Source organism: Victivallis lenta (assembly GCF_009695545.1).
Taxonomy (GTDB): Bacteria; Verrucomicrobiota; Lentisphaeria; order Victivallales; family Victivallaceae; genus Victivallis; species Victivallis lenta.
The window spans coordinates 1-15,412 of the sequence record NZ_VUNS01000022.1; the positions used below are offsets into that span (position 1 = coordinate 1).

12 protein-coding genes and 1 tRNA gene are annotated in these 15,412 nt (G+C 59.2%); 4 read left to right on the plus strand and 9 right to left on the minus strand.

Annotation, left to right across the window (positions count from 1 at the left end; genetic code table 11):
• Window positions 1–733: 733 nt before the first annotated feature.
• Both FYJ85_RS16715 and FYJ85_RS16720 read right to left on the minus strand, forming a co-directional pair.
• Window positions 734–2,017 (minus strand): tyrosine-type recombinase/integrase, encoded by a 1,284-nt coding sequence (locus tag FYJ85_RS16715; RefSeq protein WP_206213254.1) that lies wholly within the window; start codon window positions 2,015–2,017, stop codon window positions 734–736.
• A gap of 125 nt (window positions 2,018–2,142) precedes the next feature.
• Window positions 2,143–2,219 (minus strand) — tRNA-Arg (locus FYJ85_RS16720).
• Window positions 2,220–2,576: 357 nt separating this feature from the next.
• Here FYJ85_RS16720 and FYJ85_RS16725 point away from each other — a divergent pair.
• Window positions 2,577–2,726 carry a hypothetical protein gene (locus tag FYJ85_RS16725; protein WP_154419576.1) on the plus strand — a complete coding sequence of 50 codons (150 nt, stop codon included), beginning with the start codon at window positions 2,577–2,579 and terminating at the stop codon, window positions 2,724–2,726.
• Between the two features lie 130 nt (window positions 2,727–2,856).
• On the opposite strand, the gene FYJ85_RS16730 is transcribed toward FYJ85_RS16725, so the two are convergent.
• Window positions 2,857–3,639: a helix-turn-helix transcriptional regulator gene (locus FYJ85_RS16730; protein WP_106052693.1), complete on the minus strand. Its 783-nt coding sequence runs from the start codon at window positions 3,637–3,639 to the stop codon at window positions 2,857–2,859.
• Window positions 3,640–4,119: 480 nt separating this feature from the next.
• Between FYJ85_RS16730 and FYJ85_RS16735 the strand changes: the two genes are divergently transcribed.
• The gene (locus FYJ85_RS16735; RefSeq protein ID WP_154419577.1) at window positions 4,120–4,878 is read left to right on the plus strand and encodes a sugar phosphate isomerase/epimerase family protein; all 759 of its coding nucleotides are present in this window, start codon (window positions 4,120–4,122) and stop codon (window positions 4,876–4,878) included.
• A 43-nt stretch (window positions 4,879–4,921) separates the two neighbouring features.
• Window positions 4,922–6,058 carry a Gfo/Idh/MocA family protein gene (locus FYJ85_RS16740; RefSeq protein ID WP_106052695.1) on the plus strand — a complete coding sequence of 379 codons (1,137 nt, stop codon included), beginning with the start codon at window positions 4,922–4,924 and terminating at the stop codon, window positions 6,056–6,058.
• A 212-nt stretch (window positions 6,059–6,270) separates the two neighbouring features.
• On the opposite strand, the gene FYJ85_RS16745 is transcribed toward FYJ85_RS16740, so the two are convergent.
• Genes FYJ85_RS16745 through FYJ85_RS16755 form a run of 3 tightly spaced genes read right to left on the minus strand, consistent with a single transcriptional unit; the run spans window position 6,271 to window position 8,526 of the window.
• Entirely contained in the window at window positions 6,271–6,825 is a 555-nt protein-coding gene (locus FYJ85_RS16745; protein WP_106052696.1) for a nitroreductase family protein, read from the minus strand.
• A gap of 23 nt (window positions 6,826–6,848) precedes the next feature.
• Entirely contained in the window at window positions 6,849–7,679 is an 831-nt protein-coding gene (locus FYJ85_RS16750; protein WP_154419578.1) for a glycerophosphodiester phosphodiesterase, read from the minus strand.
• Entirely contained in the window at window positions 7,669–8,526 is an 858-nt protein-coding gene (locus FYJ85_RS16755; RefSeq protein ID WP_106052698.1) for a helix-turn-helix domain-containing protein, read from the minus strand. The genes FYJ85_RS16750 and FYJ85_RS16755 overlap by 11 nt, the downstream gene beginning before the upstream one ends.
• Before the next feature lie 117 nt (window positions 8,527–8,643).
• Here FYJ85_RS16755 and FYJ85_RS16760 point away from each other — a divergent pair, with 117 nt between their 5' ends.
• Window positions 8,644–9,951 carry an FAD-dependent oxidoreductase gene (locus FYJ85_RS16760; protein WP_154419580.1) on the plus strand — a complete coding sequence of 436 codons (1,308 nt, stop codon included), beginning with the start codon at window positions 8,644–8,646 and terminating at the stop codon, window positions 9,949–9,951.
• Window positions 9,952–10,074: 123 nt separating this feature from the next.
• On the opposite strand, the gene FYJ85_RS16765 is transcribed toward FYJ85_RS16760, so the two are convergent.
• The 3 genes from FYJ85_RS16765 to FYJ85_RS16775 all read right to left on the minus strand — a co-directional run bounded on the left by FYJ85_RS16765 (window position 10,075) and on the right by FYJ85_RS16775 (window position 15,191).
• Window positions 10,075–11,211, minus strand: a complete 1,137-nt coding sequence (locus FYJ85_RS16765) for a GntR family transcriptional regulator (RefSeq protein ID WP_206213255.1) — start codon at window positions 11,209–11,211, stop codon at window positions 10,075–10,077.
• Between the two features lie 269 nt (window positions 11,212–11,480).
• Window positions 11,481–14,579: a beta-galactosidase gene (locus tag FYJ85_RS16770; protein ID WP_154419584.1), complete on the minus strand. Its 3,099-nt coding sequence runs from the start codon at window positions 14,577–14,579 to the stop codon at window positions 11,481–11,483.
• A 15-nt stretch (window positions 14,580–14,594) separates the two neighbouring features.
• On the minus strand, window positions 14,595–15,191 hold the full coding sequence (locus tag FYJ85_RS16775; protein ID WP_154419586.1) for a type II secretion system protein: 597 nt from the start codon (window positions 15,189–15,191) through the stop codon (window positions 14,595–14,597).
• Window positions 15,192–15,412: the final 221 nt, after the last annotated feature.

Here is a 15,412-nt window from a genome sequence, read left to right on the forward strand (position 1 = left end):
CGGCTTGAGCGGGAAGGCTATTTCCCATTCAAGCGGAAGATGGTCGGCACCAGCGTCAGATATCGCAACACTGATTTAACACGATACATTTTATCCCACGACGATATGGAAGAATAATTATGAAGGTTCGGCGGGGAGAGAGCTTCCCGCCGAACCTTTAAATTGTTGTCTACCCGATTTTGAGGTGAACCCAAATAGTCAGCAATTCTGCCAAGCATATCCAATGAAATTCATGCCGTTTTCGCCTCCAATCAGCTCTCCCTGTACTCCTGTCTTGCGGCTCGGATCGATGATATTTATTGCAGTCCAAACACAGCAATACCGTATTGAAACTTTGCCTTTTCCATATTCTTGAAATATCTGTATTGGGGGGCAATACTGCACTGATAGCTTACCCGAAGTAAAATATTTCTCGACGGTTTAACATCTCAAATTTCAAATTCTACATCGAGAGCAACAGATGGATGACAACTTATATCTGGACGTGATATTTAAGCAAAATGATATAAAACTTAATTATCCAAACCATGATTGGCTAATTCAATGAATCGGCATATGGCCAAATGAAACTTTCAAATTTGAAACTGGAACTTTACGCTCAGAATCTCAAAATCATCGTTTCAAATTCTCCACTTGCAGACTCATTTTCAGGGTGAAACGTCTCAAAAAGAAAGCCCCCAGTTTCATTTTCTGGAGGCTTAGCCTCAAGATACAAGCTATTATAAATAAGTATTTATACTTTCAGGACGTGCCGGACACGGTTCAAAATTTCCTCGGCAGGGATATCGGGGATATCGAGCAACTTCAATACTTCTTCGATCCGCTGACGGTCGGATTTGGTCGTGATAGAAGCCACCGCTGCAATCGCTTCCATTTGGGCCTCCTCTCCGACATGAATATAGTATTTATCAGCTATATCAGAGTCAGTGCCGAGAATTGAAAGCAATACGGCTTTCGGGACGCCCGCTTCGGCACAATGACTGGCAAAGCTGTGGCGCAGGGAATGAAAGCCGTAGACCGTTGCCTTCTTCTTGCGCCCCGGCACCTCCACGGATGGCTCCAACCCGATCCAGCGGATCACCCGGAGGATATCCAGGCCGACTTTATTGCATCCGACATCTTTGCCGCTGGCGTCTTTCTGTTTATAGCGAGCCGCACAGTTCGGGCAGATATATTCATCACGCTTCCATGCCAACGCTTCCTGAAGCACCGTCAATAACTGATCGGCGATTGGTATTGTAACTTCTTTTCCGGTCTTGAATTGCTTGACCCAGATGCGCCGCCGTTCAAGATCAACCTTATGCCATTGCAGCAGAACACAGTCTTTCAGCCGCTGGCCGGTAAACATCCCCAGATGATAGATGACCCGGATTTCCGGCTTGTTCTTCACTTTGTGCGTAGAATCGGCCAGTACGTCCAGCAATGCCTGTTCCTGCTCGCGAGTAAAGGCAAGACGGCGTGTATTGTGTTCCTGCTCTTCGCGGTCTTTACGCCACAGGACAGGAGATTGAAAAGGAGAACCGTCGGGACAATACTCAATAAGAGTAGAGAAGATTTTCCGCAACCGTTTGATCTTACGGTTGTGCGTATCAACGGCCAGTTGACGTTCCCGGAGCTTTTGCGCATAGGCATCGGCGAGTTCCGGCGTCACTTCGTGAAGATATTGGCAGCTTTCCGGCAGAGATGCCAGAAAATCTCGCAAGTCGGCTTCATAATTGAGCCGTTCGTTTACGGTCGCAGGGGTAGCGCGGTTCGGATGCTTGGAATAAGTGTTCCACACCTCGGTAAGCGGCAACACGTTTGCCGGTTTGATCAGATTGCGCGCGTGAGCGACATGTGCCGAAACGACCTCTATGCTGGTTGCTTTCAGAATCGGAAGCAGCTCTTTGACTTTCCGTTTCGCTTCTTCCTGATTCTTGGTTTTCAGGCTGATCGCTTTTCGTTCACCATTGATCTGATAGCGATAATAGTAAATTCCGCTTGGTTTCTGGTAGATGGTGCCGACTTCCTGCTTCATGACTTTCCTCGCCATTGCCCTGTTTCCTCGTAACTATCCTTGTGAGCTAAAATACCACTGATTTCGAGGATTGAAAGGCGGGAACGGCACCGAATGGCACTTTTTTGAGGAATCTGAGGGTAAAATGGTACACCCAAAGGGACTTGAACCCCTAACCTTCTGGTCCGTAGCCAGACGCTCTATCCAATTGAGCTATGGGTGCACGTGATTGACGGATTGTTCCTGTCAATGGAAAGTTAATATACACCGGTTCCGGTGGAAATGCAAGCGGAATTCCGGCTTTTTCAGGTCAAATTTTTGAAAAATCCGGAATTTTTCTTTTTCCGCAACATTGCCGGATTGTAATCTTTCGGCAATCTTCCGGCAATACCGGCGGTGTATGTTATGATATAAGCAGCACGGAGAAGAGGAGAGATGCAATCCGTGCGGAAAGGTGATGAGATGGAAAAGAAATCAAATAAATCAAACATGTTCCTGGCCATGCTTCTGGCGGCGGCTTCCGTTTCCTGCGGATATGCGATCGAACCGGTCGCCATGGTCCGCAGCGGCGACTAGCCGCATGAAGTGTTCGTTTTTGATCCTGGTGGCGGCAACCGTGCTGGGGTTGTTCATATTTGCCGCATTTTCCCGGCCGGAGTCCGCTGTTCCGGCCGAAGCCGGAGACGGCGGCGAACCGCCGGAAGGGGGACGGGGCGGCTTCGGGCAGTGATTCCCGGAGAGACCGGAGAAAACGAACGGAAACCGAGTGCGCCGGGAAACGGAAGTTTTCCGACTGTCGGATCAGGAGAATCGGGCGCGCCCCCCGGTTCTCCCTTTTTTCGTCCCGGAACGGCAGTGCTTCAGCCGTTCGGCTGCTGCCGCCGGCGATACTCTCCGGGCGGCATCCCCGAAGTGCGGCGGAAGGCGCGGTAGAAGCTCTCGAGGTTCTCGAATCCGCACTCCTCCGAAATGGTCTTGATATTGTCGTCGCTGCCCGCCAGCCGGATGCGGGCCAGCCGCAGCCGGTAATTCAGCAGATATTGATGCGGACTCACACCGAGATGTTTGTGAAAAAGCGCATATAAATACGGCTCGCTGACGCCGGCCCGCAGCGCCATGTCCCTGACCGAGAAGGTCAGCACCTTCGTGTCGCGCATCATCGCCAGCGCCCGGGCCAGCGGCTTCGGGTAGGCGGCCGCCGCGTTGCGCCGGCTGCAGATGTAGCTCTCCCAGAACAGCCGCCGGTGCACGTATTCGCAAAGATAGGTGCGGTCGATCGTTTCGTCGTGGAAACGGCCGACCGCTTCGTCGACAAATGCGTCCAGCGCGGGCTCGCTGCTCCAGCCGCTCACCCTCGGCACCGTCCGGCGGTCCTCCGGGACCCGGAAGCGGACGGCGAGACAGCGGTACGGATCGTCCGGCGGCGTTCGGAAGATCGTGTATTCGCCCGCCGTATGCCAGAAGATCGTTCCGCGCTCATACTCCCGGACCGTCCCTTCCTGCTCGAAAAAAATACGACCGCCGATCATGACCTCGACGATTTCGGTGCCGGGAGCGATTTCAACCGGCCGGATCGGACGGTTGGCGGGGGCGATGAAAATGCTGACCCCCAGAAGTTCGGTCGGCCGGTTGATTCCCTGCATATTTTCCGCCTCAAGAGATAAGTGGTAAAAAAATAATAGGTTTGGTAAATTGTCAAAACCTTCTCCACGTTATAAAATATATAAAGTATTTGTTTTTTTGCAATATTCGGATGTATTGAATTTCGAAAAAAAAGGGGATGGTATACCACACCATCAAAATATTAACAATGCCTTTCCCGCAGGTGTAAGTACGGCGGAGCCGCACGGTACATCGGAGACGGGCACGATGCGCAGTGTCGGGCACGGTCTTTCAGACGGGCACGATACGCAGTGTCGGGCACGGTCTTTCAGACGGGCACGATACGCAGTGTCGGGCACGGTCTTTCAGACGGGCACGATACGCAGTGTCGGGCACGGTCTTTTCAGCGGGAGGGGCTCCCGAAAAGGGCCCGGAGCTTTTGGGCAGCCAGTCCGAAAGACCCGGAGTCCGCGGCCGAAGAAACGGCTGCTTTTCGGGGAACATCAATCAGGAGTCGGGTCATGTTTCAGGCGGCAGTACAGCTTTATTCATTCCGCGATCAGTGCGCCAAGGATTTCGTGGATGTTCTGAAGCTGGTTTCGATCATCGGATTCAAGGGCGTGGAGCCGGCCGGCTTCTACGACCTGAAGCCGGCGGAGTTCCGGAAAATCGTGAACGACCTCGGCATGGAGGTCTGTTCGGCACACGGCCCCTGGTGCCGTTCGGAGGAGCAGATTCCGGAGATCGTCGACACGCTCGGCGAACTCGGGCTCTCCACCTGCGTCTGCGGCTTCGGCCCGAACGAATTCAGGGATATGGACGCGATCAGGCGCACGGCGGAGATGACCTCCGTCTGGCAGGAAAAGCTCGAGAAGCAGGGAATCACTCTCTTCCAGCACAATCACGCATTCGAGTTCGACCTTGTCGACGGCCGGCCGGCCTACGACATCTACGCCGAGCTCTGCCCGAAGATGAAGTTCGAGATCGACTGCTACTGGTCCGCGAACCACGGCAAGGCCGATCCGGTCGAAGTCATGAAGCGCTACCGCGAAAGAACGATCCTCATCCATATGAAGGACGGCGTGCTTGACCCGGATATCCCGCTGATTCCGCTCGGTTCCGGCAAGCTGCCGATTCCGGCGATTCTCGCGGAGGCCGATCCGAAGCTCGTGAAGTGGGTCATCGTCGAACTCGACAACTGCGCGATCGACATCTACCGCGGCATAAAGAAAAGCTATCAGTATCTGACGAAAAACGGCCTCTGCATCGGCAACCGTTGAGCGTCATCGCATAACTGTCACAGAACAAGGAATGGATTTCAAGATGAAGAAAACGAAACTCGGCGTGATCGGCTGCGGCATGATCTCCGGCGCCTACCTGAAGGCGGCCTCCCGCTTCCGCAACATCGAAATCGTGGCGGGGTCGGACATCGTTCCGGGCCGCGCCGCCGCGAAGCGCGACGAATTCAAGGAGTTCGGATACAGCGAAGAGACCTTCCGCGCCTACGACGCGAATCCGGACGGGACCAACGCGGAGCTGCTCTCCGACCCCGAAATCGAGGTCGTACTGAACCTGACTCCGCCGAAACAGCATTCGCGGGTTGACCTCGAGATCCTGAATGCCGGCAAACATGCGTATTCCGAAAAGCCGTTCGGCGTGAACCTCGAAGACGCGATGAAGGTCATGAAGCTCGCCGAAGAGAAGAATCTCCGCTGCGGCTGCGCGCCGGACACGTTCCTCGGCGGCGGCCAGCAGACCGCCCGCAAGCTGATCGACGACGGCTGGATCGGCAAACCGCTGGCCGGCACCGCGCTCGTCATGGGGCGCGGGCCGGAGAAGTGGCCGCAGGCTCCGTTCTTCTTCGATTACGGCGCCGGCCCGATGCTGGACCTCGGCCCGTACTACATCACGACGCTGGTCAACATGCTCGGCCCCGCGAAGCGCGTCACGGCCTTCACGAAGAAGTTCGACGACATGCGCACCGGCGGCCCGGAGACGCAGCCGCCCGTCTACCCGATCAACGTCACGACCCACCTGACCGGCGTGATCGAATTCGAATGCGGGGCGCTCATCACCATGATCAGCAGCTTCGACGTCTGGAAGCACGGCCACTGCCCGATCGAAATCTACGGTTCGGAAGGTTCGCTGCAGGTTCCGGACCCGAACACGTTCGGCGGCCCGGTCCGCGTCTTCCGCAAGGGTTACGAGGATTGGCAGGATGTGCCGATGCCGTTCGGCTACACCGACAACTCGCGCAGCATCGGCGCGGTGGATATGGTCAACGCGATCAAGTCCGGCCGCCCGCACCGCGCGAACAACAAGCTGGCATATCACGTGCTTGAGATCATGTGCTCGTTCGACAAGTCGAGCTCGGCCGGCAGACCGGTCGATATCGAGAGCACCTGCGAACGCCCGGCGCCGCTGCCGCTCGGCCTTGACGACGGTTTCCTTGACGACTGAGGAAACTTTCCTTTTCTGAATCTCTTCACCGCTTTTTCCCGCCGGCAGCTCCGGACGGAAAAAAGCGGTGATTTTCCGCCATACGAAAAAATCGGGTTCAGAGCTTATCAACCGACGAACTCCGATGATCCGGCACGGCTCCAGATCAATCGGAGTATTCCTGAATCGTGCAAAAATGGCGATGCGCGGGAAAGAGAGGCGCCTGCGCGCCTTCACCGCGCAGACGCGCGATCCCCGGCCTCCGGGCCGAAACCGTTGAAGAAGGCTCTTTCGGCGAAGCTTTTCCTGCGGACCCGGACCGGCGGCTCCGCGGCACGGCCGACCGGCAGGAAGCAGACCAGCTCACAGGACTCAGGAACCCCCAGAAGCTCCGCCATCTTCCTGCCGATCGCGTCGGCGTCGGTGATGTGGCCTTCGATCCAACAGCTCTGGTAACCGAGCCCGACAATGGCCAGCAGCATGTTTTCAATCGCGGCGGAATAGTCCTGCACACTGAAACAACGGTCCCGGTAGGCCGGAATCCGCTGCGTCAACACACAGATCATCGCGGGAGCCCGGTGGCCGACCGGCGGTACGACAACATCGTAAAGCCTGCCGAGCAACTCCGCGTCGTTCACCGCGATCAGGCTGACGGTCTGCTTGTTGCAGCCGGAGGGAGCGGCGAGACCGGCCTCCAGAATCCGCTTCAGGTCCGCTTCGGGAACCGGAACCTCCTCATATCTGCCCCGGTAGCTTGTCCGCTCCAGAATCGCGGTCATGACATCCATATCGTCTCCCCTTCCCGTCCGGCTCACCGGAGCGGCTTTTCCCAGGTCCGGACTGCAAAATATTCCGCGCACAGCAGGCAGAACCGGTTCGGATAATCGACCGCGAACGAACGCACCCCGAGATCGAGCACGGCAAACAGGTCTTCGCGTTCGAACTGCCACGGCAGCGCCTGCAGCAGCACCCCCTTCGCCTGCGCGGCGGCGAGCATGCGGCGCACCTCGTCCGGCGGAAGCGCGTAACGCCAGAACTTCCGCTCCGGGTCGTCGTTCAGATGGATCTGAACCTGTTCGAAACCGCCGAACTCCCGCGCGGCCAGCGCGTCGAAACGGGCCGTGATCTCCCCCGGCGCGCCGCCGAGCCAGATCTTGATCCGGACTTCAGGCTGGAGCTGCCTGAAGCGGGCGGCGACCGCCTCGTCGGTGGTGGCGAGCGTAAGCTGCTTTGCGACGCCGAAGCGGGCGATCAGCTCCGAAAGCTGCTCCAGCGGCGCATTCTTGTAGTCGATGACGATCTCTTTCCGGACATCGCCGCGCAGCTTGGCGAGAAGCTCGTCGATCGATGGGATCACCTGCTCCGGGTAGCGGTCGCTGCCGATATCGCAGCGACGGACCCGCGCATACGGCAGCTCCGCAATCGGCGTGCGGCCGGTCTCCTCGTCGATCTCCCGCGCGGTGCGCCCGAGTTTGCCGTCGTGCAGCGAAAGCAGCCGCCCGTCCGCCGTGGCATTCACGTCCGCCTCGGGCGTGCCGCCGAGCATCCAGGCGTATTCGAAACCGACCGGCGTCGACTCCGGCAGCTCATAACCGCCGCCGCCGCGGTGCGCTTCCCACAAAATGATCCCGTCACCCGTCATCGCCGTTCCTTTCGCTTTCTGATTCGTCCGCCTCGTGCCGCCGGATGAACTCCCGCGGCGAAAGACCGGTCCGTTTTCGGAATACCGTGCAGAAATAATTGCTGTCGGGAAATCCGCATTTGCGGCCGATCTCCCCGATCGAATATTTTCCGTGGAAGTGCTCAAGCAGGTGCTCCGCCTCCTGCAGCCGCCGGTCGGCCAGCAGTTCGCGGAATCCCTTTCCGGCCACCCGGCGGATCACGCCGCCGAGATAATTCACATTCACATGCAGAATCTCCGCCAGATCGCTCAAGGCCGGATTCTGGTGGTAGGAGCGTTCGATGAAGTGGCGGCACTGATCCAGATAATAGGAATCGTCGCGCTTTTTGCCTCGCCCGGTGACCGATTCGCGGTAGCATTCGAGCTCCAGCCGCACATAAGTCGCCAGAAAATCGGCGTAGGAACCGATCTCGCGGCGGCGCTCGCGGGAGAGCTCCCCGGGACGGCGACCGTTCCAGCCCGGCGCGAACTCATGCCCCGGCGGCAGCAGATAGCCGAGGTAGATCACCGCGGCGAGTTCGCCGTCGAAAAGCACAGGCTGCGCGTAATCCCAGACTCCCTTCGGGCAGAATCCCCAGAACGGACGGCCGCGCAGGGCGACCTTGCGGCTGCGCGCCTTGTTCGCGGCGCATGCGTTGATGCCGCCGGGCTGCTTCTTGGCCCAGCGGCAGAAATCACCGTGGTGATGGTACTGGTCGGGGGCAAGCTGAAGCTCCGGCATCTCCGCAAACGCCGGATGAAGGACTTCGAGATCGATCACCGTGCCGAGCTTCAGCTCCAGCTGCCGGATCGCTTTCTGCAAATTCATCGCCGTTCTCCATTTCTGTAATAATTTAAGATTTGTCCCGCGCTTTTTCAAGGTTTAAACCGAAAAAACAGTTAAATTATAAGAGAGAGCCCAACAAAAACAATGGAGATTCATACGATGCAGACCCGTCTGGAAAAGGAAAAATCCCTGCCGATCGTCGCCGAAGTCGATGTCCTCGTGGCCGGAGGCGGCCCGGCCGGAGTCGGCGCCGCCCTCGGCGCCGCCCGGAACGGCGCGAAAACCATGCTGATCGAACAGGCGAACTGCCTCGGCGGCATGGCCACCTCGGGCATGATGTCGCACTGGTGCGGCGGAACCGAATCCCCGCTTCTCGACGAAATCTTCGCCCGGACCAAAGCCTCGCCGCTCCTGCCCCCGGCGACCAGCGAACGCGCGGCCGGCTGGGCGACCGCCCACGAGGCGCAGAAGACCGCGTTGCAGGAACTGCTGCTCGAAGCGGGCGTGACTCTTCAGTACCACACCCGCATCGCCGGGGCCGTGGTGGAGGCCGGTTGCGTGAAGGGAGTCATCACCGAAAGCAAGTCCGGACGCGAAGTCATTCTCGCCCACACCGTCATCGACGCGACCGGCGACGGCGACGCGGCCGCCGCGGCCGGAGCGGAGTTCGTTCTCGGCCGCCCGGAAGACAACGTCTGCCAGCCGGTCACGCTCATGTTCCGCATCGGCGGAGTCGATCACGAACGCGCCGCCTTTCCGGGCAGCTTCGAAAGCCGGATCGACCTGCCGAAGGGTGAAATCCAGACGCTCGGGCATGAACACCTGCCGTTCCCGGCCGGGCATGTGCTGCTCTACCCGGCTCCCCTCCCCGGCGAAGTCTGCGTGAACATGACCAACGTCATCGGCATCGACGGGACCAGCGTCCGCGACCTGACCCGGGCGGAGATCGTCTGCCGCGAACAGATGGTCCGCATCATCCGGTTCCTGCGCGAATTCGTGCCGGGCTATGAGAACTGCTACGCGGTCACCAGCGCCTCGAACGTCGGCGTCCGCGAAACCCGGCACTTCAAGGCGCTCTACGAGCTGACCGAATTCGACATCGTCGAAGCGAAGCTTTTCGATGACTGGATCGCTACGCGCAATCTGTTCAATTTCGATATCCACAGTCTGAAGGGCCCCGGCCTCGACGAACACGGCGCCCAGCACAAATTCCGCTCGAAGGGCAAGTATTCGATCCCGTTCCGCTGCTGCATCCCGCAGAAACTGGACGGCCTGCTGCTTTCGGGGCGCAACATCGACGGGACCCACAAGGCGCACTCGAATTTCCGCGTCATGCCGATCTGCCTGAACATCGGCCAGGGAGTCGGCACGGCAGCCGCCCTCGCGGCGCGGCATAAGATCGCCGCACGCGACGTCGACGTCCGCGAGGTCCAGAAGCTTCTGATGCAGGCAGGAATCCAGCCGTAATTTCAATCCGGCTTATTGGATACGCCGCGGGTTCGGAGGGGGAGACAACGTAACTTCTCCGGGCCTCCCCTCCGGCCTCACATCCGCAAGGCCCGGCAGGAGAACAGCAGGGAATGCGGAGCGTCACTTTACCGGCGCGGGGCCTGTCGACTTGCGAACGATCAGATTCGGCTGTACACGGTACTGGACCGGCAGCGTATTGTAGTCCCGCCGCTGCTGCATCAGGATCTTCCCGGCCAGCGAACCGATCCTGAAAAAGTCGTGCGCGACCGTCGTCAGCGGGACCGGCAGCCATGAAGCGGCGCTGATATTGTCGAAACCGACGAGGCTGATCTCGTCGGGAACCCGGACGCCCTTTTCCTCCAGCAGCCTGAACACCGAAACAGCCAGCGTGTCGTTGCTGCAGAAAATCGCCGTCGGGGGCGTCCTGCCGCCCAGCTGCCGGTCGAGCCAGCTGCGGATGAAATCCAGCTGCCGCTCTTTGATGTTGTGCAGATTCACCTCCTCCGAGGTAGGGATGACGCCGATCCGGCCGTCGATTCCGAGCCCGGCCCCGGCCAGCCCGGCCAGCACGCCGGCAAAGCGTTCCGACAAACTGACCCGGTCCAGCGGAGCGGTCAGATACGCGATCTCCCGGTGACCGAGCCCGTACAGGTGCCGGACCGCCATCCGGGCGCCCGCCGAGCTGTCGGTCAGCAGGTAATTGCCGTTCAGCTCCTCAAAATAGCTGTCGAGCTGGACGAACGGAAAGCGGTCGCGCTGCATGATCTTCAACTGCTCGAGCGTAGCCGGATCGGAGGCCGGCCAGACGGCAAAACCGTTGTTGATCGGCTTGGTGTAATTTTTCAGGAGTTCGAGCTCTTCGTCGATGCTGCTGAAAAAATCGATGCTGATGTTATAGCCCTGCTGCCGCACCGCATCGTTCATCCCTTCGAGCAGGCGGTTGTGTTCCATGCCGTCGCCGTTGGAATACGGCGGGCTGATGAACTTGAAGATGCCGGGCTCCGAAACCGGATCGGCGAAACTCTCCGGCGCTTCCCGGCGCCGGGCGTTGACGAAGGAACCGCGCCCGCGGGTGCGGGAGATCAGATTCTCCTTGACGAGATTTGCAAGGCTCTTGCTGACGGTGAGCCGGCTCACGCCGAATTCGCGGCCGAGCTCGTTCTCGGTGGGCAACTGGCTCTCCGGCGCATAGACGCCGGAGCGGATCCGCTCGCGAATCTCCTGCTCGATCTGCATATACATCAATTTTCCGCTCATCAGTCGGGACTCTCTCTTTTCCGGAATTGCATTCCGCATATATTACGTTTTTCTTTACTTATCATGTAATATATCAAACAAAAGCATACTGTCAAGTCCGGGTGCGTCTCATCATGCAAATCTCATTTGCTTTCAGACGATTCCAGCTTTGAAAACGCAATGCGCAAAGCCGCCGGGCCGGAGCCGGACAACGGCTCCGGCGGAAAAATCCCGGAACGGTGCTCCCAAATGCTTACCTTTTCACCGTTTCCCGGACGGCGGCGCAGCCGTCACTCGAAACGCAGCACGAGAAAACGGGCCGGCGGCAGCTTGACCCGGATGCGGCCGTCCCGGACCGGATACGGCACATTGGTCACAGCATCACGAACTTCGCTGAATTCGAATTCCGGCGCAACGGTCAGTTCCAGAGCGGGCAGCTTCGCCGTTTCGGCGTCGTGGGTGGATTCCCGGAAGAAGGAGCCGACCAGCTCGCGCCGTTTGTCGAAGAGCACCAGATAGCGCGTATCGCCTTTCTCGAACAGGGCGTTACAGACCGGAACGTCGATGGCGACCGGAGACTTCAGCCCGAGGCGGCGGAACAGTTTCCGCAGCGAATCGCAGCTCTGCTCCTTCACGCCGGGGAGCAGAATCACCTTGCCGGAACCGACGGCATACTCGCCCGGCTCGGCGGGCAGTTTCAGGCTTTCGAGAAATCCCGCGGAGCCATCCCGGGTGTATTTCCCGCTTTCCGGAAAACCGACGAATACGCCGCCGCGCCGCAGAAAGGCGGCCAGCTCCCGTTTGAGCTGCGGGGAAAACACGCGGTTCGTGCCGGTATCGAGCAGCACCCTGATTTTGTCAAGGCGCGGAAGTTCCGAAGAGACTCCGACAAAGGGACAGGTCATCTGTTCCAGGGTGAATTCAAGCGAAGGAAGTTTTTCGATGCTGAAGAAATTGGCGGGGCGGCTGCTGTACAGCGTCGAATCCGGCAGCAGCAGGCCGAGTTGCGGCTGCGGATAACGGGCGCCGGCCATCTCCCGCCTGACGAGCGCAACTTCCCGGAATTCGGGAAAGCTCGCGCGGGCCCAGCGGATTCCGTCGAACGAATAGGTCAGCGCGGCGTAGTTGCCCAGAAGAAAATCGGCCAGCGCCATGCGGGTCGCGGCCGGCGAAGCCTTCGGCCAGCCGTTCTCCCCGGTGATCGGAATGCCGAAACCGAGCGCATAGGAGCGGTAGAACCCCTCGGTGTTGATGCTGGTTTCGAGGCATTCGATATGGGTGGCGACATCCGGAAACTCCGCCGCGACGGCCATCGACAGCGCCGGGTCCATGAACGCGGAACGAATGGTCAGCGGCAGTTCGGGGATGACGTCGCGGATCGTCCGGATCGTCCGCCGCAGAAAATTCTGATAGGAATAGACGTGAAAATCGACATAGTCGCTCCAGAGCGGGCCGATGTTATACGGCAGCTGCGCATCCTCCTCGGGAAACGGGACCTCGTCAAAGCTCTTCAGAGAAAGTCCGTAGCGCCGGTTCAGCTCCGGCAGCGACAGTTTTTTGACGGTACGCAGGTAATCCGTCCAGAGCCGATGATTCTCCGGCGTGCGGTAAACCGCGAAGTCGGCGGAGTGCGTATGAGGCGTGCACCACATCGCGACCAGCACAGGGTTCTCTTTGTAACGGAGGGCGATCCGGCGCATGGCGTCGAGGTATTTCCGTTCGAATTCAGGCTGATACACCGCATCGTCCGGCACCCAGCGGAACGCCTTCCAGTTGAAGTTGCTCGGATAGGGGTCGAGCATCAGCTTCTTCCCCTTGCGGCCGACTCCGGCGACGATTTCGTCGAGCCGCTCCCAGTCGACGATCTCGCCGTCCCGCGGTTCGACCAGCCACGGGATGCAGTAGCAGACCACCTGCATTTCGGCCAGATCGAGATCCTCGTCGAAAACCGGGTCGCCGAGGTAGCGGAAATTCGCAAAACAGAGCGCCCCCATGACCGCGCCGGGGTAACGGAAGAAGTTGCGGCGGTTGAGACCGGCCGATCTCGGCCCCTCCTCCGCATACGGTCCGGCCGGGCGGTCGAGGCATTCGAGCAGCGCCTTCATGACCGGGGCGAAATCGGCGCTCTCCGGCTTCAGCGGCAATGCGGCATAGAGAACGCGGCTGCCGGCGAACTCTCCGCCGCGATGGATCGAGAGCTGAAGCGGCGTCCCCCGGAAACGGTCGGGCTGCTGAACCCAGTTGCGGCCGTCGTAGACCGCCTCGGCCAGATTGACCGTTTCGACCTGCGGCAGCAGCGTCTGCTTCTCGATGGAGTTGTCGAGCGGCAGCAGTGCGAGGCTGCCGGGAGCGAAGCCGTCGAGCGCCCGCAACCCCGGATACTGTTCCCCCGCCGGCGTCAGGGCCAGCGGCGAACACTGCCGGGAGCGCGGCGCCCGGACGGTGCCGAGAATCCGTTCGCAGAAGCGGCGTCCGGCGGGTGAACCGAGCTCCCAGTCGATTTCGCCCCAGATCAGCAGCCTGCCGCCGGAACGCAGATAGTCGAGAACGGCCTCAAGATCCCGGTCCGCCAGTGCGGCGCCGGGAACGATCAGACAGCCGGCGGCATCGAATGCCGGGCGTTCCCCGCCGCCGGAAATCAGCCGGACCCGGAGCCCGGCCTTCCGCAGGGCCTCCGCCGCACACGCGACGGGACCGGAGGCGGCGGAACCGCCCCACGGGTCGAAGAACGCGACTCCGCCTCCATGTTCCCGGCCGGTCTTCTCTTCGCGGTACAGCAGCACGGAACCGAGATTGGCGGAATAACCGTGAATATAAACTCCGTAAGTGAGGGAGACGCTGTTCAAATTCCGGTACCGGTTGTCTTCGGCCGCCAGCGTCCGATCGATGCCGGAAAATCCGAGGTTCCACCTTCCGTTCTCCGTTCTCGACACCGTAAACTCGCGCGGAACCGTGAAGCCCGTGCCGGCGGCCCACAATCCGCCGCACCGCCCCAGTTCAGTCCTCTGCCCCGGAGCATCCTGCCGGAAAAACGTCAGTTCACCGGAACGCAGAGCGACGACGTACCCCTGCTTCAACGAATTGAGCAGCAGAATCTCCGTCGGGTGGCCGCCTTGCGGGGCGTTGTGGCTCCAGTGGAAATTACCGAGCTTCAGCGTGAAACCGGCGAACGGCGCCGGGCTCGCAAGCCGGATGCCGGCCTTTTCGCCTTTCGAACCGGGTCCGCCGAGAATCAGCCCGGACTCCCCCGGCATGATGACCGTCCGCTCCTCGCAGATGTTTTCCAGCGCCTCCAGCGTCCGGAAGGATTCGTCGATCAGAGCCGCCGCAGGCAATCCGCCGCAGGCGAGCAGCAGCAGAAAGACGGAAACCGCATAACGCTTTCTCATAAGGATCTCCCCCCCTCAACGGTCGCCGAGATACCGGGTATCACGACGGGACACCCAGCGGACATCGCCCCGGAGCACCCATTGATGCTGCCCCTCCGGGCGTCCGCTGCCGTCGGTCATGTGGCAGGCGTAACGGCCACGCCACTCGCCGCTGCCCCAGGTGGAGCGGGCCATGCAGAAAAGAATGGGTTCCTCCAACTGAGGACTCGTGATGCGCCGGCCGTCGAGGCGGGAACCGTAGGTGACATAAGTCGGATAATGTTTATCAGCATTGAAAGGGAAATTCTGCAATGGACAGAACGAGAGCCTTTTCGCCTCAATATAAGGATCGAAATTCCAATACCAGCGTCTTTTGGTGACGCCGTCTCGAGTTTCCTCGACACCACCAAAGATGTCGCTGGTCTGGCCGGCCCCCTTCGGCCAGGCGGGATTCATGGTCATCAAACAATCGTGATTGTCATTGGCGTAGAAAAGCACCGCCGTGCCGAGCTGCCGGAGCTGGTTCAGATCGGTGGTCATCCTGGCACGGGTCCGCGCTTTGTTCAGGGCCGGCAGCAGCATTGCCGCCAGAATTGCGATGATGTGTATTAGAACAAATGAATCTTGAGTCATAACGTATTTATTATGAATGATTTATTTTAACTTTATCCATCGTTATAATGATTCGTTATTTTAGGCCGTTTTACACAGAAAAAACTCTTGATCCATAGTGAAATGCCGCATGTAAAGCAAGTGAACGCAAGTTATGATTTGAAGCCGAATTTGTGGTTTCGGCATGAAGGGAAAAACGACGTAGTTTTTCCCTTCGGACGAGGAAGTTTAGTTGAGTTTTC